The sequence below is a fragment of the Kocuria sp. GQ42 genome, from assembly GCF_059758435.1.
Window position 1 is genome coordinate 63,260 of record NZ_JCAXEN010000006.1, and the last position, 23,439, is coordinate 86,698.

The 23,439-nt window shown below is 73.8% G+C and carries 23 protein-coding genes; 11 read left to right on the forward strand and 12 right to left on the reverse strand.

Annotated features, from left to right (window positions below; translation table 11 throughout):
• Positions 1 to 69: 69 nt before the first annotated feature.
• From AC6CH6_RS13010 to AC6CH6_RS13025, 4 genes are all read left to right on the forward strand, one after another.
• On the forward strand, positions 70 to 1,089 hold the full coding sequence (locus AC6CH6_RS13010; RefSeq protein WP_498255445.1) for an arsenic resistance protein: 1,020 nt from the start codon (positions 70 to 72) through the stop codon (positions 1,087 to 1,089).
• Positions 1,086 to 1,676 carry a hypothetical protein gene (locus tag AC6CH6_RS13015; RefSeq protein ID WP_035925287.1) on the forward strand — a complete coding sequence of 197 codons (591 nt, stop codon included), beginning with the start codon at positions 1,086 to 1,088 and terminating at the stop codon, positions 1,674 to 1,676. The genes AC6CH6_RS13010 and AC6CH6_RS13015 overlap by 4 nt, the downstream gene beginning before the upstream one ends.
• A gap of 161 nt (positions 1,677 to 1,837) precedes the next feature.
• Positions 1,838 to 2,323: a pyridoxamine 5'-phosphate oxidase family protein gene (locus AC6CH6_RS13020; protein ID WP_017834031.1), complete on the forward strand. Its 486-nt coding sequence runs from the start codon at positions 1,838 to 1,840 to the stop codon at positions 2,321 to 2,323.
• An 84-nt stretch (positions 2,324 to 2,407) separates the two neighbouring features.
• The gene (locus AC6CH6_RS13025; protein WP_017834030.1) at positions 2,408 to 2,590 is read left to right on the forward strand and encodes a PspC domain-containing protein; all 183 of its coding nucleotides are present in this window, start codon (positions 2,408 to 2,410) and stop codon (positions 2,588 to 2,590) included.
• A gap of 3 nt (positions 2,591 to 2,593) precedes the next feature.
• On the opposite strand, the gene AC6CH6_RS13030 is transcribed toward AC6CH6_RS13025, so the two are convergent.
• Positions 2,594 to 3,046 (reverse strand): MarR family winged helix-turn-helix transcriptional regulator, encoded by a 453-nt coding sequence (locus tag AC6CH6_RS13030; RefSeq protein ID WP_498255446.1) that lies wholly within the window; start codon positions 3,044 to 3,046, stop codon positions 2,594 to 2,596.
• Between the two features lie 102 nt (positions 3,047 to 3,148).
• Between AC6CH6_RS13030 and AC6CH6_RS13035 the strand changes: the two genes are divergently transcribed.
• A complete protein-coding gene (locus AC6CH6_RS13035; RefSeq protein ID WP_498255447.1) occupies positions 3,149 to 3,832 on the forward strand; it encodes a maleylpyruvate isomerase family mycothiol-dependent enzyme in 684 nt (227 codons plus the stop codon).
• A 48-nt stretch (positions 3,833 to 3,880) separates the two neighbouring features.
• Here the strand turns inward: AC6CH6_RS13035 and AC6CH6_RS13040 are convergent, their stop codons facing one another.
• From AC6CH6_RS13040 to AC6CH6_RS13050, 3 genes are all read right to left on the reverse strand, one after another.
• Positions 3,881 to 4,906: a LacI family DNA-binding transcriptional regulator gene (locus AC6CH6_RS13040; RefSeq protein ID WP_498255448.1), complete on the reverse strand. Its 1,026-nt coding sequence runs from the start codon at positions 4,904 to 4,906 to the stop codon at positions 3,881 to 3,883.
• A gap of 122 nt (positions 4,907 to 5,028) precedes the next feature.
• Positions 5,029 to 6,327, reverse strand: a complete 1,299-nt coding sequence (locus AC6CH6_RS13045) for an MFS transporter (protein WP_017834026.1) — start codon at positions 6,325 to 6,327, stop codon at positions 5,029 to 5,031.
• A 74-nt stretch (positions 6,328 to 6,401) separates the two neighbouring features.
• Complete coding sequence (locus AC6CH6_RS13050; protein ID WP_498255449.1) at positions 6,402 to 6,770, reverse strand: L-rhamnose mutarotase; 369 nt, start codon at positions 6,768 to 6,770, stop codon at positions 6,402 to 6,404.
• Between the two features lie 333 nt (positions 6,771 to 7,103).
• Between AC6CH6_RS13050 and rhaI the strand changes: the two genes are divergently transcribed.
• The 6 genes from rhaI (at position 7,104) to AC6CH6_RS13080 (ending at position 16,395) form a co-directional block, all read left to right on the forward strand.
• Positions 7,104 to 8,270 (forward strand): L-rhamnose isomerase, encoded by a 1,167-nt coding sequence (gene rhaI / locus AC6CH6_RS13055; RefSeq protein WP_498255450.1) that lies wholly within the window; start codon positions 7,104 to 7,106, stop codon positions 8,268 to 8,270.
• Between the two features lie 42 nt (positions 8,271 to 8,312).
• Positions 8,313 to 10,358, forward strand: a complete 2,046-nt coding sequence (locus tag AC6CH6_RS13060; protein WP_498255451.1) for a bifunctional aldolase/short-chain dehydrogenase — start codon at positions 8,313 to 8,315, stop codon at positions 10,356 to 10,358.
• Between the two features lie 5 nt (positions 10,359 to 10,363).
• Positions 10,364 to 11,836 (forward strand): rhamnulokinase, encoded by a 1,473-nt coding sequence (locus tag AC6CH6_RS13065; RefSeq protein WP_498255452.1) that lies wholly within the window; start codon positions 10,364 to 10,366, stop codon positions 11,834 to 11,836.
• 50 nt (positions 11,837 to 11,886) lie between these two features.
• Complete coding sequence (locus tag AC6CH6_RS13070; RefSeq protein WP_498255453.1) at positions 11,887 to 14,412, forward strand: glycoside hydrolase family 3 protein; 2,526 nt, start codon at positions 11,887 to 11,889, stop codon at positions 14,410 to 14,412.
• Positions 14,413 to 14,770: 358 nt separating this feature from the next.
• Positions 14,771 to 15,565 (forward strand): ferritin-like domain-containing protein, encoded by a 795-nt coding sequence (locus tag AC6CH6_RS13075; protein ID WP_323632669.1) that lies wholly within the window; start codon positions 14,771 to 14,773, stop codon positions 15,563 to 15,565.
• Positions 15,562 to 16,395: a hypothetical protein gene (locus AC6CH6_RS13080; RefSeq protein WP_498255454.1), complete on the forward strand. Its 834-nt coding sequence runs from the start codon at positions 15,562 to 15,564 to the stop codon at positions 16,393 to 16,395. Before AC6CH6_RS13075 ends, AC6CH6_RS13080 begins: the two co-directional genes overlap by 4 nt.
• A gap of 18 nt (positions 16,396 to 16,413) precedes the next feature.
• On the opposite strand, the gene AC6CH6_RS13085 is transcribed toward AC6CH6_RS13080, so the two are convergent.
• From AC6CH6_RS13085 to AC6CH6_RS13120, 8 genes are all read right to left on the reverse strand, one after another.
• A complete protein-coding gene (locus AC6CH6_RS13085) occupies positions 16,414 to 17,199 on the reverse strand; it encodes a VOC family protein (RefSeq protein WP_498255455.1) in 786 nt (261 codons plus the stop codon).
• A gap of 137 nt (positions 17,200 to 17,336) precedes the next feature.
• A complete protein-coding gene (locus AC6CH6_RS13090) occupies positions 17,337 to 18,476 on the reverse strand; it encodes an NAD(P)/FAD-dependent oxidoreductase (protein WP_498255456.1) in 1,140 nt (379 codons plus the stop codon).
• A gap of 55 nt (positions 18,477 to 18,531) precedes the next feature.
• Positions 18,532 to 18,738 (reverse strand): hypothetical protein, encoded by a 207-nt coding sequence (locus AC6CH6_RS13095; RefSeq protein WP_035925322.1) that lies wholly within the window; start codon positions 18,736 to 18,738, stop codon positions 18,532 to 18,534.
• A 45-nt stretch (positions 18,739 to 18,783) separates the two neighbouring features.
• The gene (locus AC6CH6_RS13100; protein WP_368812103.1) at positions 18,784 to 19,698 is read right to left on the reverse strand and encodes an EamA family transporter; all 915 of its coding nucleotides are present in this window, start codon (positions 19,696 to 19,698) and stop codon (positions 18,784 to 18,786) included.
• 34 nt (positions 19,699 to 19,732) lie between these two features.
• Positions 19,733 to 20,605: an N-acetylglucosamine kinase gene (locus AC6CH6_RS13105; RefSeq protein ID WP_498255457.1), complete on the reverse strand. Its 873-nt coding sequence runs from the start codon at positions 20,603 to 20,605 to the stop codon at positions 19,733 to 19,735.
• 103 nt (positions 20,606 to 20,708) lie between these two features.
• Positions 20,709 to 20,930, reverse strand: a complete 222-nt coding sequence (locus AC6CH6_RS13110; RefSeq protein ID WP_035925329.1) for a hypothetical protein — start codon at positions 20,928 to 20,930, stop codon at positions 20,709 to 20,711.
• 271 nt (positions 20,931 to 21,201) lie between these two features.
• Positions 21,202 to 21,960: a dienelactone hydrolase family protein gene (locus tag AC6CH6_RS13115; RefSeq protein ID WP_498255458.1), complete on the reverse strand. Its 759-nt coding sequence runs from the start codon at positions 21,958 to 21,960 to the stop codon at positions 21,202 to 21,204.
• 6 nt (positions 21,961 to 21,966) lie between these two features.
• Positions 21,967 to 23,409: a sodium/glutamate symporter gene (locus tag AC6CH6_RS13120; RefSeq protein WP_109244261.1), complete on the reverse strand. Its 1,443-nt coding sequence runs from the start codon at positions 23,407 to 23,409 to the stop codon at positions 21,967 to 21,969.
• Positions 23,410 to 23,439: the final 30 nt, after the last annotated feature.

The window sequence follows — 23,439 nt, forward strand, 5'->3', positions numbered from 1 at the left end:
CCAGGCTATCGGGGGTGCGGGCCGGCGACGGCCGCCGCCCCCCGGAGGGTCTGCCCCTAGGCTGGGCGGGTGAACGCACCGACAGCCGCCGCACGGGCCGAGCGCCACCAGGTGGCCGTGTACCTGGTGGCCATCGCGGCCGCGGTCCTCGTGGGCTGGACGGTGCCCGGCGCGCCGGCGCTCGCCCCGGCCATCACCCCGGTCCTGGGGCTGCTGCTGTTCGCCACGTTCCTGGCCGTCCCGTTCGCCGCACTGGGCCGGGCCTTCGGGGACCTCCGCTTCCTCGCGGCGCTGCTGGTGGTGAACTTCGTGGTCGTCCCGGTCGTGGTCCTCGGGCTGTCCCGGCCGGTCGCCGGGCACGAGGCCCTGCTGCTGGGCGTGCTGCTCGTGCTGCTGGCCCCCTGCGTGGACTACGTCATCGTCTTCGCCGGCCTCGCCGGGGGCGCCGCCGACCGGCTGCTGGCGGCCGCCCCGCTGCTGATGCTCGCGCAGATGCTGCTCCTGCCTGTCCACCTGCTGCTCCTCGCCGGCCCGGAGGCGGTGGCCCTGGTGGAGCTCGGCCCCTTCGCGGAGGCGTTCGTGCTCCTGATCCTGCTGCCCCTGGCCGCGGCGGCGGCCGTGCAGCGGGCGGCGTCCCGCTCCGCCGCGGCCCGGCGGCTGGAGTCCGCGACGGGCGCGGCGATGGTGCCGCTCATGGCGCTGACCCTGTTCACCGTGATCGCCTCGCAGGTGCGCGGGGTGGGGGAGCAGCTGGCCGACCTCGCGGCGGTCGTGCCGCTCTACGCCGGCTTCCTGGTGCTCATGGTCCCGATCGGGATCCTGGCCGCCCGCCTCGCCCGCCTGGACGTGCCGGTCTCCCGGGCCCTGGTCTTCGGCGGGGTCACCCGCAACTCCCTCGTGGTGCTCCCCCTGGCCCTGGCGCTGCCGGAGCGGCTCGCGCTGACGCCGTTCGTCGTCGTCACCCAGACCCTGGTCGAGCTGGTGGGGATGGTGGTGCTGGTGCGGCTGGTCCCCGCGCTGGTGCGGGACCGCGATCCGCGACACAGTGGGGGCACCATCCCGTCCCACCGAAAGGCACCCCGCCCATGACGCAGCGCCTCCGCCCCGCCACCCAGGCCCTCCGACTGTGGGGTCCGCGCCAGTGGGGCGTCGCGGTGCTCGCGGGGCTCGCCACCGCCCTGGTCCTGGGGCTCGCCACCGTGCTCATCCCCAACGGCGTCTTCAGCCGCGAGATCCCGCCCGTGTGGTGGAACTACCCCGTCTGGATCGCCACCTCGGCGCTCACCGGTGTCCTCGTGGCCTCCTACGTGTCCCCCGTGGCCGGCGGCACCCCGCTTCCCGGGGACGACGACGTCGCCGCAGCCACCGTGGCCCGGGCCGTCGAGTCCGGCGAGCGCCGCAGCGCCCGGCTGGGCGCGGTCGGCACGTTCGCCGCCTGGTTCGCCGTGGGCTGCCCGGTCTGCAACAAGCTCGCGCTGCTGGCCCTCGGCTCCACCGGGGCCCTGACGTGGTTCGCGCCCGTCCAGCCGTGGCTGGGGGTGCTGGCGCTCGCCCTGAGCGCGTTCGCCGTGGTCCACCGCCTCGCCGGGCAGATGGCGTGCCCCGTGAACCTGCCGGTCTCCACCGCGCGCAACGCGGTGGTCCCGGCCGCCGCCGAGGCGCCGGAGGGCCGGTAGGAAGGGTCGCAGCGGCGGTCCTCCTCGCGGCCCGGCCGGGGCCGTTCGCCGGCCCGCCCCTCGTGCGACGCGCCCCGGGTTCATAGACTGGCCCTCCGCGCCGCGGACCGCAGTTCAGCAGTCGAACACCGTCAGCAGTCCACCGAAGAAGGGACCTCCCCATGACCGACCAGGACAACGGCACCGCCAAGGTGCGCCAGCTCATCAAGGACACCCGGATCGCCATGCTCACCCACGCGGACGAGCACGGGAACCTGATCTCCAAGCCGATGGCCACGCAGGACGTGGACTTCGACGGCACCGTGTACTTCATCGCCGAGCGCACCTCGGACCAGGTCCAGGACCTGCAGCAGCGGCCGGCCGTGAACGTCGCCTACGCCGGGGACGGCGCCTGGGTCTCGCTGACCGGGACGGCGCTGGTGCTCAACGACGAGGCCAAGCTCAAGGAGCTGTGGGACAGCTTCACCGGCTCCTGGCTCGAGGGCGGGCCGGAGAACCCGAACAACATCCTCATCGAGGTCACCGGCCGCTCCGCCGAGTACTGGGACACCCCCGGCGGCGGCAAGGTCACCCAGGTGGCCAACCTCGTGAAGTCCAAGGTCACCGGCGACACGATCAAGGGCGACAAGGGCGTCGTCGACCTCTGACGCCGGCCCGGGGCCGTCCGTTCCGCCCGGACCGGACGGTCCCGCCCCCGGGCGTGTCCCGGGGTGCGTTGGTAGGATCCGGGCATGAACACTTCTCTGGTCCGCCCCCGCAACGGCAAGCTCATCGCCGGCGTCTGCGCGGCCCTGGCGGCCCGCTTCGGACTGCCGAAGTTCCTCCTGCGGCTGGGCTTCATCGTCTTCGGCCTGGTGGGCGTGGGGGAGCTGGTCTACATCGCCCTGTGGATCATCATCCCCAAGGAGGCCTGAGCCTCACCCCTGCGCCTCCGGCCCCGCGTGCGGGTCGGTGATCTCGCGCAGTGCTGTGAGCGCCTCGCGCAGCTGGCGCATCCTCCGTCCGCCCAGGTGCGCACTCCACTCCGCCTCGATCCGGGCCTCCTCCGCACGGACGATCGGCACGAGCTCCATTCCCCGGCCCGCGATCCGCACCAACCGGGCCCGGGCGTCGCGGGGGTCGACCGTGCGCTCCACGTAGCCCGCGCGCTCGAGCCGGTCCACCAGCACCGTGGCCGTCTGCTTGGCCACCTGCGCCTGCTCGGCCAGCTCGGACAGGCGGGTCCCGTCCGGGCCGATCCGCGCCAGGATGCGCGCCTGCGGCACGGTGAGGTCCGTGTAGCCGGCCCGACGCACCGCCTCCACGATCCGGTTCTCCGCCGAACGGTGCGCGATGAACATGAGCACCCCGATGTTGAGCTGTCCTGTCATGCCCGCCCCTCGAAATAGTCCTATGAACGAACTATAATCGGGTCATCCGGTGGACACGAGGGGCCCGGTGGCGGCCCCGTCCGCGGGTGAGGAGGCAGGACCATGAGCACGGTCCGGAAGAACAGCACGACCGGCCCGATGAGCGACGACGACGTCTGGGCCGTGATCGATCTTCAGCGCCGGCGCACGGCGGACCTGCTCGCCGGGCTCTCCAGGGAGCAGTGGGACCACACGTCGCTGTGCGAGGGATGGACGGTGCGGGACGTCGCCGCCCACCTGACGCTGCAGCAGCGGGGCCTCGGCGCCGCGCTGCTGTCCGGGCTGCGGCACCCGGGCGGCCTCAACCACGTCATCCTCGAGTCCGCCCGTGACCGTGCCCGCCGTCCGGCGGACCGCCTGGTCGCGGGAATCCGCGCCACGGTGGGCTCCCGGCGGCACAACGTGGGTGTGACCAGCCTCGAGACGCTGACCGACATCCTGGTGCACGGCCAGGACATCGCCGTGCCGCTGGGCCTGGAGCTCGAGATGCCCCCGGAGGCCGCGGCCGTCGCCGCGGAGCGCGTGCGGTCCACCGGGGGCACGCGCACGGCGCGGGTGTTCCGGCACCTGCCGCTGGAGGGCTTCCGGCTCGTCGCCACCGACGTCTCCTGGGTCGCGGGCGAGGGCCCCGAGATCCGGGGACCGGCCGCCGCGCTGCTGCTCCTGCTCACGGGCCGCCGCGCCGGGCTGGACCGGCTGACGGGAGACGGAGCAGAGATGCTGCGGCACCGGCTCGCGCCCGCGTGACTCCTGGGCCCACGCGGCTCCAGGGGCCCGGGCGGGGCGCTCGGCGGCTCAGGCCGTAGGACGGGTGGAGTCCCGGACGACGAGCTCGGGCTGGAAGCTCACGTGGCGGTGGTGGTGACCGGGGTCGGTGATCTCGTCCTCCAGCAGCTCCACGGCCGTGCGCCCGATCAGCCGGGCGGGCTGGCGGATCGAGGAGAGCGGGACGATCGCCGAGGTCGCGAAGTCGATGTCGTCGTAGCCGATGAGCGCGATGTCCTCGGGCACCCGGACGCGGTGGGTGAACGCGAAGGCCTGCAGCAGCCCGAGCGCCAGCAGGTCGTTGGCGGCGAACACGGCCTCGGGGCGTCGCCCCGGTGGGAGCTCGAGGATCTGCTCGCCGACCCGGCGTCCCTCCAGCACCGTCAGGGCGGTGGTGCCGAAGGACTCCAGGGACGCGCCGGGCACGGCCTCGGCCGCCCGCTGCGCCCCCGCCCGGCGGTCGCGGACCTGGTGCAGGGAGTCGGGGCCGCCCACGTAGGCGATCCGTCGACGGCTCGTCCCCAGCAGGTGCGCCACGGCCGCGCGCCCGCCCTCGACGTCGTCCACGGCCAGCGAGCAGTACTCGCTGGGAGCCGCGTGCTCGTCCACCAGCACCACCGGGGTGCCGCGGGAGCGCAGGACGTCGACGCGGGCCCGCTCCGGGGTCTGGGGGGTGACGAGCACGCCCCGGACCCGCTGCTCCTCGAACAGGTCCAGGTACAGGCTCTCCCGCTCGGGGGAGAGCCCCGCGTTGCCGATGATCACGGCCTGGCCCAGACGCTCGGCGGCCGTCTCCGCGCCCAGGGCGATCTCGTTGTAGAACGGGTTGGCCGAGTCCTGCACCACGAGCCCCACGGTGCGCGAGCGGCCGGCCTTGAGCTGGCGCGCGACGTCGTTGCGGACGTAGCCCAGGTCCTCGATGACCCGGAGCACGCGGCGGCGGCGGTCCTCGGAGACCACCTCGGGTCGGTTGAGGACGTTGGAGACGGTGCCGATGGACACCCCGGCCTCCCGGGCCACCTCCTTGATGCTCACCGCCGGTCGCGCAGGGGTCACGTCGTCACTTTCCCTCGGAACTGTCCAGGTCCCCGATTCTACCGATCCGGCCGCCCGGCGTGCCCGGCGCGCGGGTGGGCCGCGGTCCCTCGGCGCGGTGGTGTCGCTGGGGTGCGCCGGTCTCAGCCCACCGGCTGGGCCGGCCGGGAGGCGGGCGTCCCGTAGCGGTCCTCCTCGATCTGCTCCAGGCTCTTGCCGCGGGTGTCCGGGGCGCCGATCACGCCGACGAGCAGCGCGACCAGCAGGGCGCCGATCATGATCATGCCCACGAAGGGCACGCCGTGCTCGGCGAGCAGGGTGGGGAACCAGTAGCTGAGCAGGCCCACGACGATGCGGGCGACGAAGAACAGCACGCCCTGCGCGCTGGCACGGTAGCGGGTCGCGAACATCTCCGCGGCCCACAGGGCGTAGAACGCCTGGGCGCCGATGCCGGCGGACACGCCCCAGAGCACGGCGAAGAGGATCAGCACCGGCATGGTGACGTGGGCGAAGACCAGCAGCACCCAGGCGGCGATCCCCAGGAGCGCCCCGATGCCGTAGAGCAGGCGCCGGTCGACCCGGTCGCCGTAGCGCATGAAGCCGAACCAGGTGGCCAGCACCGTGAAGCTCCACAGCAGCACCTGGAGCAGGTTCTGCTGGGTGGCCGACTCGACGCCGGCGGTCTCGTACACCCGCGGCATGAAGATGCCCATCTGCCCCGCGACGAGGTTCCACAGCGCGTACACGCCCACGAGGAAGAGCAGCGCCTTGAGGTTGGTGCGGTTGGTGAGCAGCTCGCGGTAGTTGCGCCGCTTGATCCCGGTGGCCTCCGAGGCGCGCCGCTCCTCGTCGGACTTCTTCCAGGTGTGGGACTCGGAGAGGCCCCGGCGGACCCACCAGGTGACGAAGGCGACCACGAACAGGTGGGCGAAGACGATGCGGGTGCCCAGCAGTCCCAGCGGCACCACGAAGGTGGCGAACAGGAACACCAGCGCCGGGGCCAGGGACCACGCGAACTGGGCGGTGCCCACGTGCTTCGCCCGGGCCTCGGACGGCGCCTCCTCGGCGATGTAGGTCCAGGCCACGGGGACGCCGGCGCCCACGGCGATGCCGGTCAGGACCACGCCGAGCACCAGCATCCACGGCGCCACGGCGAAGATCACGAAGGCGGTGCCGATCATGTACAGGATCAGATCGTAGGTGTAGATGAACTTGCGCCCGTACCGGTCGCCGAGCGGCCCGCCGATCAGCGCGCCGAGGGCCGCGCCGAAGGCGTTGGCGCTGAGCGCGGCCACGAGGCCGACGGCGAGGTTCGTGAAGCCGAAGTACTCCTGCCACAGGCTCAGGCTGGTGGCCAGCGCGATGATGGACCCGGCTTCGATGTAGTTGGACATGGAGACCGCGATGGTGGCCTTCCAGCCCCCGAGCTTCGTGGTGGTCATGGGTGATCCTTCGGTGACGGTGACGGTGACGGTGACGGTGACGGTGACGGCGGTGCCGTGCGGGTGGTCCCGGCTCAGGCCAGGTGGAAGTACTGGAGGAGCGGTTCGGGGTGCGATCCCTCGACGAAGTACTGGGCCATCTCGGCCTGCCAGCGCGCGTTGACCGGGTGGTCGTCCATGAGCGCCTGGGCGGCCGCGACGTCGTCGGCCTCGAAGCAGCCCACGACAAGCCCGTCCTCCGGGTGCAGGAACAGGGAGTAGTTGCGCCAGCCGGTCTCCCGGAGGGCGGCGAGCATCGTGGGCCAGACCTGCTGGTGCACCTCGACGTACTCGGCGAGCTTCTCGGGGCGGACGTGGAGGAGGAAGCACCGGCGGGTGCGGGTGATCTCCTCGGGCAGCTCGATCAGCTCCTGCAGCGTCACGGCGGACGGGTGGGCGCCCATGCGGGACTCCTTCGTGGTGGGGCCGTGGGAACGGCCGGCCGGGGACGAGAGGCGGTGATGCTCCGCGGGGCAGAGCTGACGTCCGGCCGACCGCGGCATGTGAGGTGCCTCTCAGTACCGGGCCATCGTAGTCACAGTTTGAGTCGTTTCAATACTTTCGTCGCAGTTTTCTCCGGTGATACCTTGCGTGAAGGAGCAGGGGCTCGCCACCATCCCTTTTGATGGGCCTTGACGTGACACGGATCACCGCTTATCGTCATGAAACGATTCAATACGTTCCCATGCCGCCGTCCCGGTCGCGCCCCCGATCCCCGCACGGAAGATGTGAAGCCCATGACTGCATTCGACGACATCGCGCCCCAGCTGGCCGCCCAGGCCATCGAGCTGCCCTCGTGGGCGTTCGGCAACTCGGGGACCCGATTCAAGGTCTTCTCCACCCCGGGCACCCCGCGCACGGTCGAGGAGAAGATCGCCGACGCCGCCACGGTGCACCGGTTCACCGGACTGGCCCCGACCGTCGCCCTGCACATCCCGTGGGACCAGGTGGACGACTACGGGGCCCTGGCCCGGTACGCGGCCGACCAGGGGGTGGCCCTGGGCACGGTCAACTCCAACACCTTCCAGGACGACGCCTACAAGTTCGGCTCCCTGACCCACTCGGACCCCGCGGTGCGCCGGAAGGCCGTCGACCACCACCTGCGGTGCCTCGAGATCATGACCGGGACCGGCTCGCGGGACCTGAAGATCTGGCTGGCCGACGGCTCCAACTACGCCGGCCAGCAGGACCTGCGCGGACGCCAGGACCGGCTGGCGGAGTCGCTGGCCGAGATCTACGCCCAGGTCGGGGCGGAGCAGCGGCTGGTGCTGGAGTACAAGTTCTTCGAGCCGGCGTTCTACCACACCGACGTGCCGGACTGGGGGACGGCCTGCGCCCAGGTCACCGCCCTCGGGGAGCGGGCGCTGGTCTGCCTGGACACCGGCCACCACGCGCCGGGCACCAACATCGAGTTCATCGTGATGCAGCTGCTGCGGCTCGGGAAGCTCGGCTCCTTCGACTTCAACTCCCGCAACTACGCCGACGACGACCTCATCGTGGGCGCGGCGGACCCGTTCCAGCTCTTCCGCATCATGGTCGAGGTGATCCGCGGCGGGGCCCTGGACCCGGACTCGGGCGTGGCCTTCATGCTCGACCAGTGCCACAACGTGGAGGAGAAGATCCCCGGCCAGATCCGCTCGGTGCTCAACGTCCAGGAGATGACCGCCCGCGCCCTGCTGCTGGACCGGGTGGCCCTGACCGCCGCCCAGGAGGCCGGCGACGTGCTCGGCGCCCACCAGGTCCTGATGGACGCCTTCTACACCGACGTCCGCCCCGCCCTGGCGGAATGGCGCGAGGCCCGCGGCCTGCCGGCGGACCCGATGGCCGCCTACGCCGCCTCCGGGCACCAGCAGCGCCTGGCCGCCGAGCGCGTCGGCGGCACCCAGGCCTCCTGGGCCTCCTGACCTCACCCCCCTGCACACCACCTCGCAGAGAGACACCTGATCATGCAGACCACCACGCACTCCGTCGTCGCCGACCTGATCGCCCGCTCCAACCGGCTCGGCGCGGACCCGAAGAACACCAACTACGCCGGTGGGAACACCTCCGCCAAGGGCACCGCGACCGATCCCGTCACGGGCGAGGGCGTCGAGCTGCTGTGGGTCAAGGGCTCCGGCGGGGACCTCGGCACCCTCACGGAGAAGGGCCTCGCCGCGTTGCGGCTGGACCGGGTCCGCGCGCTGACCGGTGTCTACCGCGGGGTCGAGCACGAGGACGAGATGGTCGCGGCCTTCGACTACTGCCTGCACGGGGCGGGCGGGGCGGCGCCGTCCATCGACACGGCCATGCACGGGCTGGTCGAGGCCGCGCACGTGGACCACCTGCACCCCGACTCCGGCATCGCGGTCGCCACCGCCGCCGACGGGGAGCGGCTCACCGGCGAGATCTTCGGCGGGAAGGTCGTGTGGGTGCCCTGGCGCCGCCCCGGCTTCCAGCTGGGCCTGGACATCGCGGCGATCAAGGACGCGAACCCGGAGGCGATCGGGTGCATCCTCGGCGGGCACGGCATCACCGCCTGGGGCGAGACCTCGGAGGAGGCCGAGACCCACTCCGGGTGGATCATCGACACCGCCGAGGCCTACATCGACGCCCACTCCCCGGCCGAGCCCTTCGGGCCGGTCCTGGACGGCTACCGGGCGCTGCCGGAGGAGCAGCGCCGGGCCAAGGCCGCGGCCCTGGCCCCCGTGATCCGAGGGCTGGCCTCCGCCGACCGCCCGCAGGTGGGCCACTTCACCGACGACGCCCGGGTGCTGGAGTTCCTCGCCGCCGCCGAGCACCCGCGCCTGGCCGCACTGGGCACCTCCTGCCCGGACCACTTCCTGCGCACCAAGGTCAAGCCCCTGGTCCTGGACCTGCCCGCCGGCGCCCCGGTCGAGGACTGCGTCGCTCGGCTGAAGGAGCTGCACGAGGCCTACCGCGCCGACTACCAGGCCTACTACGACCGCCACGCCGGCCCGGACTCGCCCGCGATCCGCGGGGCGGACCCGGCGATCGTGCTCGTCCCCGGGGTGGGCATGTTCTCCTTCGGCAAGGACAAGCAGACCGCCCGGGTGGCCGGGGAGTTCTACCTCAACGCGATCAACGTCATGCGCGGGGCCGAGGGCATCTCCGCCTACGCCCCGATCGACGAGGCCGAGAAGTTCCGCATCGAGTACTGGGCCCTGGAGGAGGCCAAGCTCCGGCGCATGCCCGCGCCCCAGCCGCTGGCCACCCGGATCGCCCTGGTCACCGGGGCGGCCTCGGGCATCGGCAGGGCCATCGCCACCCGCCTGGCCGCCGAGGGCGCCTGCGTGGTCATCGCCGACCTGGACGCCGAGAAGGCCCGCGCCGCGGCCGCGGAGCTCGGCGGGACCGACGTGGCCGTCGGCGTCGCCGTCGACGTCTCGGACGAGGCCGCCGTGCAGGCCGCGATCGCCGACGCCGTCCTGGCCTTCGGCGGGCTGGACCTGGTGGTCAACAACGCCGGCCTGTCGCTGTCCAAGCCGTTGCTGGAGACCACCGAGAAGGACTGGGACCTGCAGCACGACGTGATGGCCAAGGGCTCCTTCCTGGTCTCCAAGAACGCGGCCCGCGTGCTCATCGCCCAGGGGCTGGGCGGGGACATCGTCTACATCTCCTCGAAGAACTCGATCTTCGCCGGGCCCAACAACATCGCCTACTCCGCCACCAAGGCCGACCAGGCCCACCAGGTCCGGCTGCTCGCCGCCGAGCTGGGCGAGCACGGGATCAAGGTCAACGGCATCAACCCCGACGGCGTGGTGCGCGGCTCCGGGATCTTCGCCGGCGGCTGGGGCGCCAAGCGCGCCGCGGTCTACGGCGTGCCGGAGGAGGAGCTGGGCGCGTACTACGCCCAGCGCACCCTGCTCAAGCGGGAGGTGCTGCCCGAGAACGTCGCCAACGCGGTCTTCGCCCTGTGCACCGCCGACTTCTCCCACACCACCGGCCTGCACGTGCCCGTCGACGCCGGCGTGGCCGCCGCCTTCCTCCGGTGAGCCCGGTGCGCACCACCGCGGCGGTCGCCGCCGTCGACCTCGGGGCCACCAGCGGGCGCGTGATCCTCGGCGGCCTCGTGGACGGGCGGCTCCGGATGCGCCACGTGGCCCGCTTCCCCAACCAGCCCGTGCGCCTGCACGAGGGGGACCGGGCCGGGCTGCACTGGAACATCACCGAGCTCCACCGGTCCCTGACCGCCGGGCTGGCCCGGGCCCTCCGCCAGGAGGACGACGTCGTCTCCGTCGGCGTCGACTCCTGGGCGGTGGACTACGCGCTGCTGCGCCACGGGCGGATGCTCGGGGTGCCCTACCACTACCGGGACGAGCGCACCGCCGCCGGGGTGGCGGACGTGCACGCCCGGGTGGGGCGGGAGGAGCTGTACCGGCGCAACGGGCTGCAGCACCTGCCGTTCAACACGGTCTACCAGCTCGCCGCCGACCGGCTCGCCGGGGACCTGGCCGTGGCCGACCGGGCCCTGCTGATCCCCGACCTCGTCGCCTACTGGCTCACCGGGCAGCAGGTCGCCGAGGCCACCAACGCCTCCACCACCGGCCTGCTCGACGCCCGCACCGGGCAGTGGGACACCGGGCTGCTGGACGAGCTCGGCTTCGCCCGGGAGCTGCTCGCCCCCGTCGTCGCCCCCGGCACCACGATCGGCGAGCTGCTGCCGGCGGTGGCGGCCGAGCTCGGCGCGGGCCCGGGCCTGCCGGTCACCGCCGTCGGCTCCCACGACACCGCCTCCGCCGTGGCCGCCGTGCCGAGCACCGCCGAGGACGCTGCCTTCATCTCCTCCGGGACCTGGTCGCTGGTCGGCATCGAGCTGGAGGCCCCGGTGCTCGGCGAGGAGAGCCGGGCGGCGAACTTCACCAACGAGGGCGGGGTGGACGGGCGGGTCCGCTACCTGAAGAACGTCTCGGGGCTGTGGCTGCTCACCGAGTCCATGCGCACCTGGGACGGGCCCGGCGCCACCGACGCCCAGCGCAGCAGCGACCTCGCGGCCCTGCTCGCCGAGGCCGCCGCCGTGACCCGTCCGGTGGCCGTCTTCGACGCCACCGACGACCGCTTCACCGCCCCGGGGGACATGCCCGCCCGCATCACCGCCTGGTGCCGGGAGCACGACGTCGAGCCCCCGCGCGGCCGCGCCGAGGTGGTGCGCTCGATCCTGGAGTCCCTGGCCGCGGCCTACGCCACCACGATCGAGCAGGCCGAGCGGCTGTCCGGGCGGAGCATCCGCACCGTGCACGTGGTGGGCGGCGGGTCGCAGAACGCGCTGCTGTGCCAGCTCACCGCCGATCGCACCGGCCGCACCGTGCACGCCGGTCCCGTGGAGGCCACCGCGATCGGCAACGTCCTGGTCCAGCTGCGGGCCGCCGGCATCCTCTCCGGCACCCTGGAGGCCCTGCGGGACCTCGTGGCCCGGACGTTCGACCCCGTCCGCTACGAGCCGCGGTTGCTCAGCCCCGCCCGCCGGTCGTGAACGATCTGTGGCACGGTGAGGAGGACACCCCGGGAGAAAGCGACACCACCATGACCGACGCCACCCGGACCTCCGACCGGGCCACCCGCCTCACGGAGCTCGTCGACCGGCTCTCCCTGGCGGAGAAGGTCCACCTGCTCACCGGTGAGACCGCCTTCACCCTGCCCGGCAACGAGAGGATCGGCCTGGCAGCCCTGGCCTTCTCGGACGGTCCCACCGGCGTCCGAGGGCTGACCTTCGTCGGTGGGGACGCCGTGGCCCTCTTCCCCAGCGCGACCCTGATCGCCGGGGCCTTCGACGACGGGATCGCCGAGGAGGTGGGGCGGATGCTGGCCGAGGAGGCCCAGCGCCAGCACATCCACGTGGTCCTCGGTCCCACGATCAACCTGCACCGGACCCCGCTGGGCGGGCGGCTGTTCGAGGCCTACTCCGAGGACCCGTACCTCACCGGGCGCACAGCGAGCGCCTACGTGCGCGGCATGCAGGAGCGCGGGACCGCCGCCTGCCTGAAGCACCTGGTGGCCAACGAGTCCGAGACGCTGCGCAACTTCATGGACTCCCGGGTCCCGGAGACCGCACTGCGCGAGCTGTACCTGCTGCCCTTCGAGATGGCGGTCCAGGACGCGGGCGCCTGGTCGATGATGGCCGCCTACAACGACGTCAACGGGGTGGCGGCCACGGAGCACGACCACGTCCAGAACGGGATCGTCAAGGGCGAGTGGGGCTGGGACGGGCTGATCATGAGCGACTGGTTCGCCACCAAGCGCACCGCCGCCTCCGTCGACGGCGGCCTGGACCTCGTCATGCCCGGCCCCGGCGGGCCCTGGGGCGAGCGCCTCGTGACCGCGGTCCGGGCCGGTGAGGTCGCCGAGGAGACGATCGACGACCACGTGCTGCGGCTGCTGCGCCTGGCCGAGAGGGTCGGCGGGCTCACCCCGCCGGGGCGGCAGCCCCGCCCGTGGGCGCAGGACCTGCCCGCGGTGGACTCCCCGCAACGGAAGGAACAGCTGCGCCGGATCGCCGCCCGGGGCATGACGGTCGTGGCGAACGACGGCGTCCTCCCCCTGGCCGTGGAGGGGGATGCCGGCCAGGACGTGGCGCTGATCGGACGGCACGCGATCGACACCGTGGACATGGGAGGGGGCTCGGCGGTCGTGAACCCGCCCTACCTGTCCACGATCGCCGAGGGGCTGGCCGCGCTGCTCGGGGACCGCGTGCACGTGGCCGACGGACCGGCCGTGCGGACCCGCCCGGTCCCCGCGGACCCCGCCTTCCTCACGGATCCGGCGACCGGAACCCCCGGGATGCAGGTGGTGCTGCTCGGCGCCGGCGGCACCGAGCTCACCCGGTACCACTCCGACTCCCCGGCGATCTCGCTCGACGGGCACGACGACCTCGGCGAGGTCCCGGCCACCGCGGTGCTCACCACCGTCCTGGCCAACGACGCGGGACCGGTGCGGCTGGGCGCCGTCGGCACCGGGCGCTGGGACCTGGTGGCGGAGGGGCAGGAGCTGTCGGCCGAGCTGCGCCTCGAGGGGCAGGACCCGGGCGAGGCGATGCTGCGCCCGCCGGCCTTCGCCGAGACCGTGGAGCTGCCGGCCGCGGCCATCCTCACGGCCACCGTGGCGCCGGCCCCGGTCGACTGGCGGGAGGTGCTCCTGGGCGATCCGGGCCTGGGACTGACCGAGGAGAGCCACCTGCTGCAGATGACCACGGCGGGCATGACGGCCCTGGTGGCCGCCCCGGCCCCGCGCCCCGACGACGACCTGCTCGCCGCCGCCGAGACCGCGGCGACCGCCGCCGGCACCGCCGTCGTCGTCGTCGGCCTGACCGAGGAGCAGGAGACCGAGGCCGCCGACAAGACGACCCTCGCCCTGCCCGGGCGCCAGGACGAGCTCGTGCGACGCGTGGCCGCCGCCGCCGAGCGGACCGTGGTCGTCGTCAACGCCGCCACCCCCGTGCTCATGCCCTGGCTGGACCAGGTGGACGCGGTGCTGGTGGCCGGGCTGCCGGGCCAGGAGGGAGGACACGCCGTGGCCGCCGCCCTGACCGGCGCGCTCGAGCCCACCGGGCGACTGGTCACCTCCTGGCCCGCCGCGGACGGGGCGGCCCCGGCGTGGGACGTGGTCCCGGACGGCGACCGGGCACTGAGCTACGAGGACGGCACGTTCATCGGCCACCGCGGCTACCACGCCGGGCACGCCCCCGCCCCGCTGTTCTGGTTCGGGCACGGCCTGGGCTACGGCACCTGGGAGTACGGGACCGTCCGGGCCCGGGCGGGCGAGGACGGGCCGGTGGTGGACGTCGAGCTCACGAACACCTCGTCCCGGGCGTCGCGGGAGACCGTGCAGGTCTACCTGGACCCGGCCGAGGACGACCAGCCGATCCGCCTGATCGGCTACCAGGGGGTGGACCTCCCCAGCGGGGCCACGGCCGTCGTCAGGGTGCGCTGCGACGACCGGCTGCTCCGCCGCTGGGACGACGCCGCCGGCACCTGGGCACCCCTGGCCGGGGGCGGGGAGCTCGTGCTCGCCCGTGGGCTGGGCGACGTCCGGGCACGGGTTCCCCTGGCCTGACGGCGGAGACGTCCCTGCGCGCGGGGCTGCGGGGATGTCGTGCCGGTCCGAACGCCCGGAGGCGCGCCGGGACCGGCCCGTGGATCAGGCCATGAGGTCGCGCCGGTCGAAGGCGACGGCGCCGCCGAGCGCCGCCAGGACCGCCGGCGCGGCCAGCAGCCTCAGACCGGACCAGTCGACACCGGTGGTCAGCGGTTCGGCGCCGATGTACCAGTGGAAGGGGAGATCCGCTCCATCCAGGGCACCTCCCCGACCCGGACCTCGAGGTCCACGCCGTGGAGGGCCCCACCCATCCGATGCCGCCCCGGCGCCGAACATCCTCACGAGACCACCCCATCGAGGAGGAGAAAGAGGCGTCATGGCCTTCGACATCGACCGGTTCGCCGAGGAGTCCACCAGTCTGCACTGGGAGGACCTGGGGCTCGAGGCCCTGCGCGAGGACCCACTGCCCCCGGAGACGCTGCGCACGCTGCGGTACATGTGCGACGTCGAGTTCCACACCGTCTGCTACCTGCGGGACATGCTCGTCAGCCCCTCCCGCAAGGACCCCGAGGTCAGCACCTTCATGACCATGTGGAACCGGGAGGAGTTCTGGCACGGGGAGGCCCTCGCCCACGTGCTGTCCCTGCACGGGATCACCGTGGCCTTCGACGAGCTCAAGGCCAAGCGGGTCAAGCTCGGCTGGCGTGACCGCATCAACCCGGTGAAGCAGTCGCTGCTGTCCAACATCGTGGGCACCGACTTCGTCGCCGTGCACATGCTCTGGGGCGCGGTGAACGAGCGGTCCGCGGCCGCCGCCTACCGGCGCCTGGCCGCGCTCGAGGACCACCCCGTGCTCGCCCCGCTGCTGCGGCGCATCGCCGCGCAGGAGACCAAGCACATCGCGTTCTACACCACCCAGGCCCGGGCCCGGCTGCAGGACAACCCGAAGGCGCAGAAGCTCGCCCGCCTGGCCCTGCGCACCGCCTGGCAGCCGGTCGGCTCCGGGGTCTCGCCCGAGGAGGAGGTCACCCACGTCATGGGCCACCTCTTCGCCGGGGCCGAGGGCCGCCGGGAGGTCGACGCCATCGACCGCCAGATCGCGAAGCTGCCCGGCATGGAGGGACTGACGGTGGTGGCCGACGCCCTGGACGCCCGGGGCGTGGCCGCGTGAGCGCGAGCAGCACCTCCGCGGTGGACGGCCCCCGGTCCGATGTGCGCGCGCCCCGGTTCGACGTGCGCGCCTACGCGCGCGACCCGCACGCGCTGCGCCCGGCCGACCTCGACCTCCAGGCCCTGAGCGACCTCGCCCCCGGGGCCCTGGAGGTGCTGGCGCACCTGTGGTGCGTCGAGCGCGGCCTGCTGGACCGGCTGCGGGACCTGCTGGTCACCCCCACCCACGCCGAGGCCCGGGTGACGGCCTTCCTCACCGCATGGGCCTACGAGCAGCACTGGCTCGCCGAGACCCTGGGAGCGGTCCTGGCCGCCAACGGCCGCACGGCCCGGGAGCCCGCCGACACGCCCCTCGGCCGGGCCCGGCGGACCTGGGACGAACGGGCCCGGCCCGCGCTCGGGGCGGTCTCCAGCAACCTGCTGGGCGCCGAGACCACCGGCGCCCAGATGGTCACCGGAGGACTCGACACCGCCGTGCTCGCCGCGGTCTATCGGCGGCTGGGGGCCGTCGAGCCCCGGCTGGCCGGCACGGTCCGGGAGATCGTGCGGCTGAAGGAGCGGCACCTGGCGTTCTTCGCCGAGGAGGCCGGAGCGCGACTGGCCCGCAGCGCGAGCGCGCGCCGGCTCGCCCGCTCCGGGGCGGTCCGGTGGCGGTGGCCCGGCACCCGCTACGGCGACCCCGGGCCGCACCGGGCGTGGGTCAGCCGGCTGTACGCGGACCCGGCCGCCCATGCCGACCTGCTGGTGATCGACGAGCACCTTGCCGCGCTGCCCGGTCTGGCCGGCGCCCGCCCGGTCGCCGCGGCGCTGGGACGCCTCGACCGGGGCTGAGGCGCCCCGGCAGGGGGGTTACATCTCCTCCTTCGGGGTCATCAGCACGAAGACCTCCCGGTCGGGTCCCGCGACGGCCGCCATCCGCCCGTACTCGAAGTCGGAGGGCTCCTGGGTGACCGACCCCCCGGCCTCGCGCACGCGGCGCACGGCGGCGTCGACGTCCTCGACCTGGAACGCGACCGACCATCCGGGCCGGGCGTCACCGGCCGCGGGGTCGAGACCGCCGATGCCGCCGGCGGGCATCTGCCCGCCGGGAACGGTGAACAGGGCGTAGGGCATCCGGTCGTCGCCGATGTCCTGGTAGGCGTAGCCGAAGACCGCGGCGTAGAAGCCCTGGGCGGCGGCGGGATCACCGGTCATGAGATCGCACCAGACCACCGCGCCGGGCTCCCCGTACGCCCCGAAGCCGGTGTGCTCGCGGGCCTGCCACATGCCGAAGGCCGCCCCGGTGCGGTCGACCCACATCCCCATGGAGCCGAAGGCCCCGACCTCCATGGGCTCGAACACCGGGGTGGCCCCGGCCTCGACCGCCCGGGCGGCGTGGGCGGAGATGTCCTCGGTGGCCAGATAGACCGACCAGACGTGCGGGGCGTCCTCCATGCCCTCCATGGTGGGGGAGAGCCCGGCGACGGCCCGCCCGCCGAGCAGCGCGTTGCAGTAGCCGCCGTACTCGGGCTGGGACTCGGAGTAGGTCCAGCCGAGCACGTCGCGGTAGAAGGCCTGGGTGCGGCCCAGGTCGGAGGCCATCAGGTCCACCCAGCAGGGCGTGCCAGCCGGCCAGGGTTCGGTGTGCGTGGTCATGGCGAGGGTCCTTCCGGGGAGCGGGTGCAGCGGTGCCGCCGGGGGCCCGCCACGGCGTCCGGGACCCGGACACGGCGCGGTGTGACCTCCGACACGTTCCAGGCTAGGCGCCCGCTCGGACGCGCTAACGGACCCGCTCAGCCGGCCGAGCGGCCCAGCCGCTCCCCGTGGTGGAGGTGGCCGGGGACCGTGCCGGTCAGCACGGTCCCGGCGAGCGCCTCGCCGAGCGCGGGGGCCTGCTTGAACAGGTTGTGCCCGGCGAGGGCGGTGAGCCCGTCCTCGGACCAGATCCCCACGCCGTCGTCGCCCCAGGGCAGCCGGGTGACCCAGCAGTGCACGTGGTCCACCGGGCGCGGGTCCAGGCCGGGCAGGGCGCGCCGCACGTAGGACACGGTCCGGTCGGCCAGGGCGGCGAGCGCCGCGGGATCGGCGAGGCCGCCGTCCGGGTGGGCGGGCGTGTCGGCGCTGAGGCCCACCGAGAAGTGGCGGCCGTCCGGATACGGCGCGGCGTACACGCCGGTCTCGCCGAAGGCCCCGCTGCCGTCCTGGAAGGTCGGCAGGCCTCGGGCGGCACCGGAGGGCGCTCCGTCCGGGACCGAACTGTGAAGGGCCGGTCCGTCCGGAGCCAGGGCGAACGTGAGGCGGACGTGGGCGCCCACCTCCACGGGCAGGTCGAGCCCGGCGCCGCGGGCCAGCGGAGCGGTGCCCCGGCCGGCGCACAGCACCACGTGGTCGTAGGTCTCGCAGGTGGTCCCGGTGCGCACCTCCACCGACCCCGTGCCCGTGCGCCGGAGAGCGAGCACGTGCTCGCGCAGCATCGACTCCTCGAGCCGGCGCGACAGCGCCGCGACGGCGGCGAGGGTGCGGATGGCACCGCCGCGGACGTCGAGCATCGCCGGACCGGCCCAGTCGGCCAGCAGCGGCAGCCGCTCGTGCAGCTCCTCGGGCGACAGGCCCCGCACGGGGACGTCCTCGAACGGCTCCAGGGTGCGGAGCTTGTCCTCGACGCCGTCCCCGATCGCCACGGCGCCGTCGGGGGAGACCAGCTCGACGCCGAACTCCTGCTCCCACTCCCGCCACAGGGCCCGGCTGCGGGCGACCAGCGCCACCAGCCGGGGGTCCTCGTGGGCGTGCCGGAAGATCCGGCCCTGCCCGGCGGACTGCCCGCCGCCGGGCGGCCCGGACTCGTACAGGGTCACGTCGGTGCCGCGCGCCCGCAGGGCGTGGGCGGCGGCCAGGCCCACGATGCCCGCGCCGACCACGGCCGTGCGGGTCACCGGAGGACTCCGGGGACGCTCGTCACGCCGGCCGGGCGCGCGGCCGTCCGGGCGCTCAGCTGTCCTGCCCGGGGTCGGTGCTCTCGCCGAGGATGTCGTCGAAGGCCTCCCGCACGGCCTGCCGGGTGGCCAGGCGCACGCTCGCCGCGCCCTGCTTGTCCGCGGTGTCGGCGTTCTCGATGTTGCTGCGCTCCTCGCGCTCCTGCTCCAGGGCGTGGTCCCGGGCGGAGCGGATGCGGTCCATGATCTCGTTGGCTTCCATGGTCTCCATCCCATCACGGCCGTCCGACATTGAACAGGGGACTGATCAGTTCTCGCGGGCCGCCGGGTCCGCCGCGGCGTCCGCGGCGAGCTCGGGGGAGCTCCCGCCCACCATGACCACGGCGCTCGCGGTCACGACCAGGCCCATGCCCACGAGCTGCAGGCCCGTGAGCGCCTGCCCGAGCACCAGCAGCCCGGCGAGGGCCGCGACTGCGGGCTCCAGGCTCAGCAGGATCCCGAAGACCTTGGGCGGGATGGCCCGCAGCGCGAGCAGCTCGAGGGAGTAGGGGACCACGGAGGAGAGCATCGCGATCCCCACCCCCGCGCCCAGCACGCCCCACGTCAGGGCGGGGACGTGCGCCGTGAGGACGCCCACCGGGGTGACCAGGACCGCCGCCACGACCAGGGCCACGGCGAGACCGTCCAGCTGGTCGAAGTGCCGGCCCGCGGACCGGCTGCCCAGGATGTAGGCGGCCCAGCCCGCCCCGGCCAGCGCCGCCCAGGCGATGCCGGCGAGGTCGAGCTCCGCCCACGGCACGGTGAGGGCCTGGGAGATGAGCACGATCCCGCCCAGGGCCGCCGCCACGGCGAGGACGTCCCGGCCGCGGCGGGAGAGCACGGCGGACAGGGCGAGGGGGCCCAGGAACTCGATGGTCACGGCCACGCCCAGCGGGAGGGTGGCCAGGGACTGGTAGAACGCGAAGTTCATGCCGGCCAGGGCCGCTCCGAAGAACAGGCCGGACCGCCACGCCTCCCGGCTCCGGCCGCGCAGCCGCGGCCGGATGACGGCCAGCATGATCGCGGCGCTGATGAGCAGCCGCATGGTCACGGTGGCGGACGCCCCGATCAGGGGCACCAGGACGGCGGCGAGGGCCCCGCCGAACTGGACGGAGACGACGGCGGCCAGCACGTAGAGGGTCGGGCGCAGCCGGGGGCCGCGGGCGGGAGCGAGGGTGGTCACCCGTTCAGGGTAGGGCTCCCCGGCGGCTCTGCCGTCACCGGCGCTCGCCGAGACGCAGGGCGCCGTGCACGGGATCGCGCTCGAGCACCCGCAGCTCCCCGAGACCACGGGCCGCGGCGGCCTGCTGCAGCCGGTCCCGCAGCAGCGGCTGGTGCCGTGCCAGGCCACCGCCCACCACCACCGGGCCGGTCAGCTCGAGCCGCCGGGACACGGTGGCGGCGAGGTCGGCCAGCGCCCCGGCCGCGCGGTCCACCAGTTGCAGGGCGTCGTCGTCGTGCGCGGCGGCCTCGAAGGCGACCCGGGAGAGCCCGGCCCAGAACCCGCGGTCCGCGCCGCTGTGGAAGCGTTCGATGAGCTGACCGGGCTCGGGGATCCCGCAGTGCGCCAGCACCGCCCGGTCCAGGGCGTCGGGCCGCAGCCCGTCGTCGAGCCGGGCGAGGGCGCGGCGCACGAGCTCCCGGCCGAGCCAGTAGCCGCTGCCCTCGTCGCCCAGCAGGTGCCCCCAGCCGCCGGCCCGGGCCTCCCGGCCGTCCGGGGCGGCGCCCCAGGCGGCGGAGCCGGTGCCGGCGATGACCGCGATGCCGGTGCTGCACCCGCCGGCGGCCAGGACCAGCCGGGTGTCGTGCACGACGACGATCCGCGCCGCACCCGTGTGCGGGGCGATGAGCGCGCGCAGCGCCTCGGCGTCCGCGGGCGTGTCGACGCCGCCCGCCCCCGCCACGACCACGTCCGCGGCGGAGGCGCCCAGCTCACCGAGGACGCCGGCGAGGGCGCGGGAGGCCTGGGCGGGGCTGATGTTCTGCACGTTGGCGCTGCCGCCGACGGCCTCCTGCACCGGGCGGCCGTCCTCGGCCCGCAGGCCGTGGGTCGTGGTGCCGCCGATGTCCAGGCCGATGAGGATGCTCATGGGTCCATCCTGCCGTGCGCGGCCGGGTGGGCCCAGGGCACGACGACGCCCGACCGGGCGCCGGTGCGAACCGGCCCGATCGGGCGTCGTGGACCGTGTCCGGTCAGGCCGCGAGGGCCAGGGGTGCGGGGCGCAGGCGGCAGTCCTCGAAGGAGAACAGCCGGCGGACGCCGGTGCCGGCCTCGAGGACCCACAGAACGCCCAGGGGGTGCGAGACCTGCCCCACGGTGCCGACGCAGCTCTCGTAGAACTCGTCCCAGATCTCGAGCCGGTCACCGGGCTGGATCTGGCTCAGGTCGGTCATCCACTTCTCAGCAGCGGTCATTCCGCCACCTCCCATCAAGTCTTCGTTCGTGTGTGCTTCCATGGTGCACTGTCCGCGGCGACCTGCGCAGCGACCCCGATTTGACAAACGGCCCGCGGGTCTTGAGCTTGGTCACACCCCCGTCCGGTCGGCAACCTGCAACGGTTGCCCGAGGGGTCCCGAGGGCGGCGTTCTGTGACGGCCGTCCCGACCGGGCGCGTGAACAACAACACGTCACGAATTCGTCGTCGCACACCGTCATCCGTGTCGTGCGCGTCCTCGCGCCGGGTGCTCAGCCCTCGGAGTCCTGCGCTCCGCCCGGACCGGCCGGCTCCCGCAGGTGCCGGTCGAAGAACGCGACGATCCGGCGCCGGGCGTCCTGGGTGGCCGGGTCGTCGTAGGCCGTGCGGCTGAACCGGCCGAGCACGCGCAGCATCGGCGAGAGGTCCTCGGGGTCGTGGTCGTTCATGAAGCCGTGGCCCACCCCGGGGTAGATCCTGATGTCGTGCGCCACCTCGGTCTCGGTGAGGATGCCCTCCAGGCGGCGGCCGGCGTCGGCGCCCAGGGGCGTGGTGTCCGCCCCGCCGTAGCTGCCCACGATGGGGCAGGCGTCCGGGAGCCACTGCTCGGCGCCCTCGGGGCACCCGCCGTAGTTCGTGCTCGCGGCCGAGAACCCGTGCTCCACGGCGAGGGCGAGCGCGTAGCCGCCGCCCATGCAGAAGCCGACGACCCCGATCCGGCCCGTGCACTCGGGGCGCGCGGCGAGCCAGGACCGCGCCGCCTCGACGTCGTCGAACGTGCGTCCCCGGCGGGCGCCGATGTCCTTCATGATCGTGCGCAGGCAGCGGAGCCGGCCGCCCCAGTGGAAGAGGTCCGGGGCCACGGCGAGGAACCCCTCGCCCGCCAGCCAGTCCGCCTGGTGGCGCAGGTCCTGGCTCATCCCGGTGAAGTCGTGCACGAGCACCACCCCGGGCCAGGGCCCCGGGCCGTCGGGCACCGCCACGTGGACGGGCATCTGCCCGTGACCGGTGGCCACGAGGACGTCGCTCATGGCCCGTCAGGCCTGCCGGGCGTGCACGGCGTCGGCGGAGCCGGCCGCCACGAGCCGGCGGCGGTAGGCCATGCCGCCGACCAGCGCCACCACGAACAGCACCGACATCACGACGAGCAGCGGCCACGGGCCGAACTGGTAGATCAGCGGCACCGAGGCGGCGGTGATCAGCCCGCCGCCGAAGAACGGCTCGAAGAACAGCTGCTTGTAGCCGAAGGCCTCCATCGCCGGGCTCTCGTCGTGCGGGTCGGCGATGCGCATCAGGATGAGGCCGGTGGCGGTGACGCCCATGGACTGGCCGAAGTCCGCGATGCCGCGCTCGAGCCAGTAGTCGGGGATGACCTTGGGCACGAAGAGGAGCAGGAAGCCGGTGCAGAAGACGACGCCGGCGACGGACAGGACCAGGAAGACCTCCCAGTTCGCGGCGATCGCGGTGAGGGACAGGGTCGCGATCGCGGCGAGGATCAGGAAGTCGAGGGCGAGCCCCTGGATGCGCAGCATCATCTGGTGGTCCAGCAGGTGGCCGATGCCCCGCCAGTCCATCACCAGCTGCACCACCACGCCGCCCAGCATGGCGAGCGGGAACAGGGGCACGAACGCGAGCAGCTCCACGGTGTCCGCCCAGAGGGCCTGCTCGACCCACTGCAGGGCCGTGAGGATGAGGTAGCCGATGAGGATCGCGATGCCCACCACGGCCACGTGCAGGGTCAGCGGCTCGATCGAGGCCGGCCGGGAGGTCATCATGGCCGCGGGGATGTTCTCGTCCCGGCGGTAGAGGCCCTTCTGCTCCTCGACGGACTGCTCCACGTTGCCCTTGAGCACCTTGGTGCGGCCGGTGCGCACACCCCAGTTGATGACGGCGATCCCGATGACGATGCCGCCCACCAGGCCGATCGTGGCCATGCCCAGGGCCAGGTCCGCGCCCTCCTCGAAGCCGAGCTCCTCCATCACGGGGCGCATCCCGGCCGCGGTGCCGTGGCCGCCCTCGAAGCCGATCTCGATGAGGGCCCCGGCCATGGGGGAGATCCCGAACAGGGGACCGAGGACCGCGATCACCAGCAGCAGGCCGACGACGTACTGGCCGGAGCCGAAGGCGAGACCCACCGACAGCTGCGGGCCGGCGAGCCGGGCGACGCGCCGCGGACCGGGGATGGACGCCCCGAGGAAGAGCGTCGCGAAGACCACGCTGATGAGCAGGCTGGGCAGGGCGGCCCAGACCTCGAGGATCTCCGGGGTGAACACGCCCCCGTCCGCGAGCCAGCCGACCCCGGCGGCCTCCCCGACCCGGCCCAGGACCTGGGGGCCGGCGAGCAGGGCGAGGAAGCCCGCGATGATGGAGCTGGGCAGGAAGATCTTCTGGATCCACCGCACCCGGACCCGCAACCACTTCCCCACGAGGAACAGCGCTGCCAGCAGGATCAGGGCGAAACCGACGTGGTTGGGGCTCATGGCGGGCTCCTGGGTCGAAGGCTCGTGCGG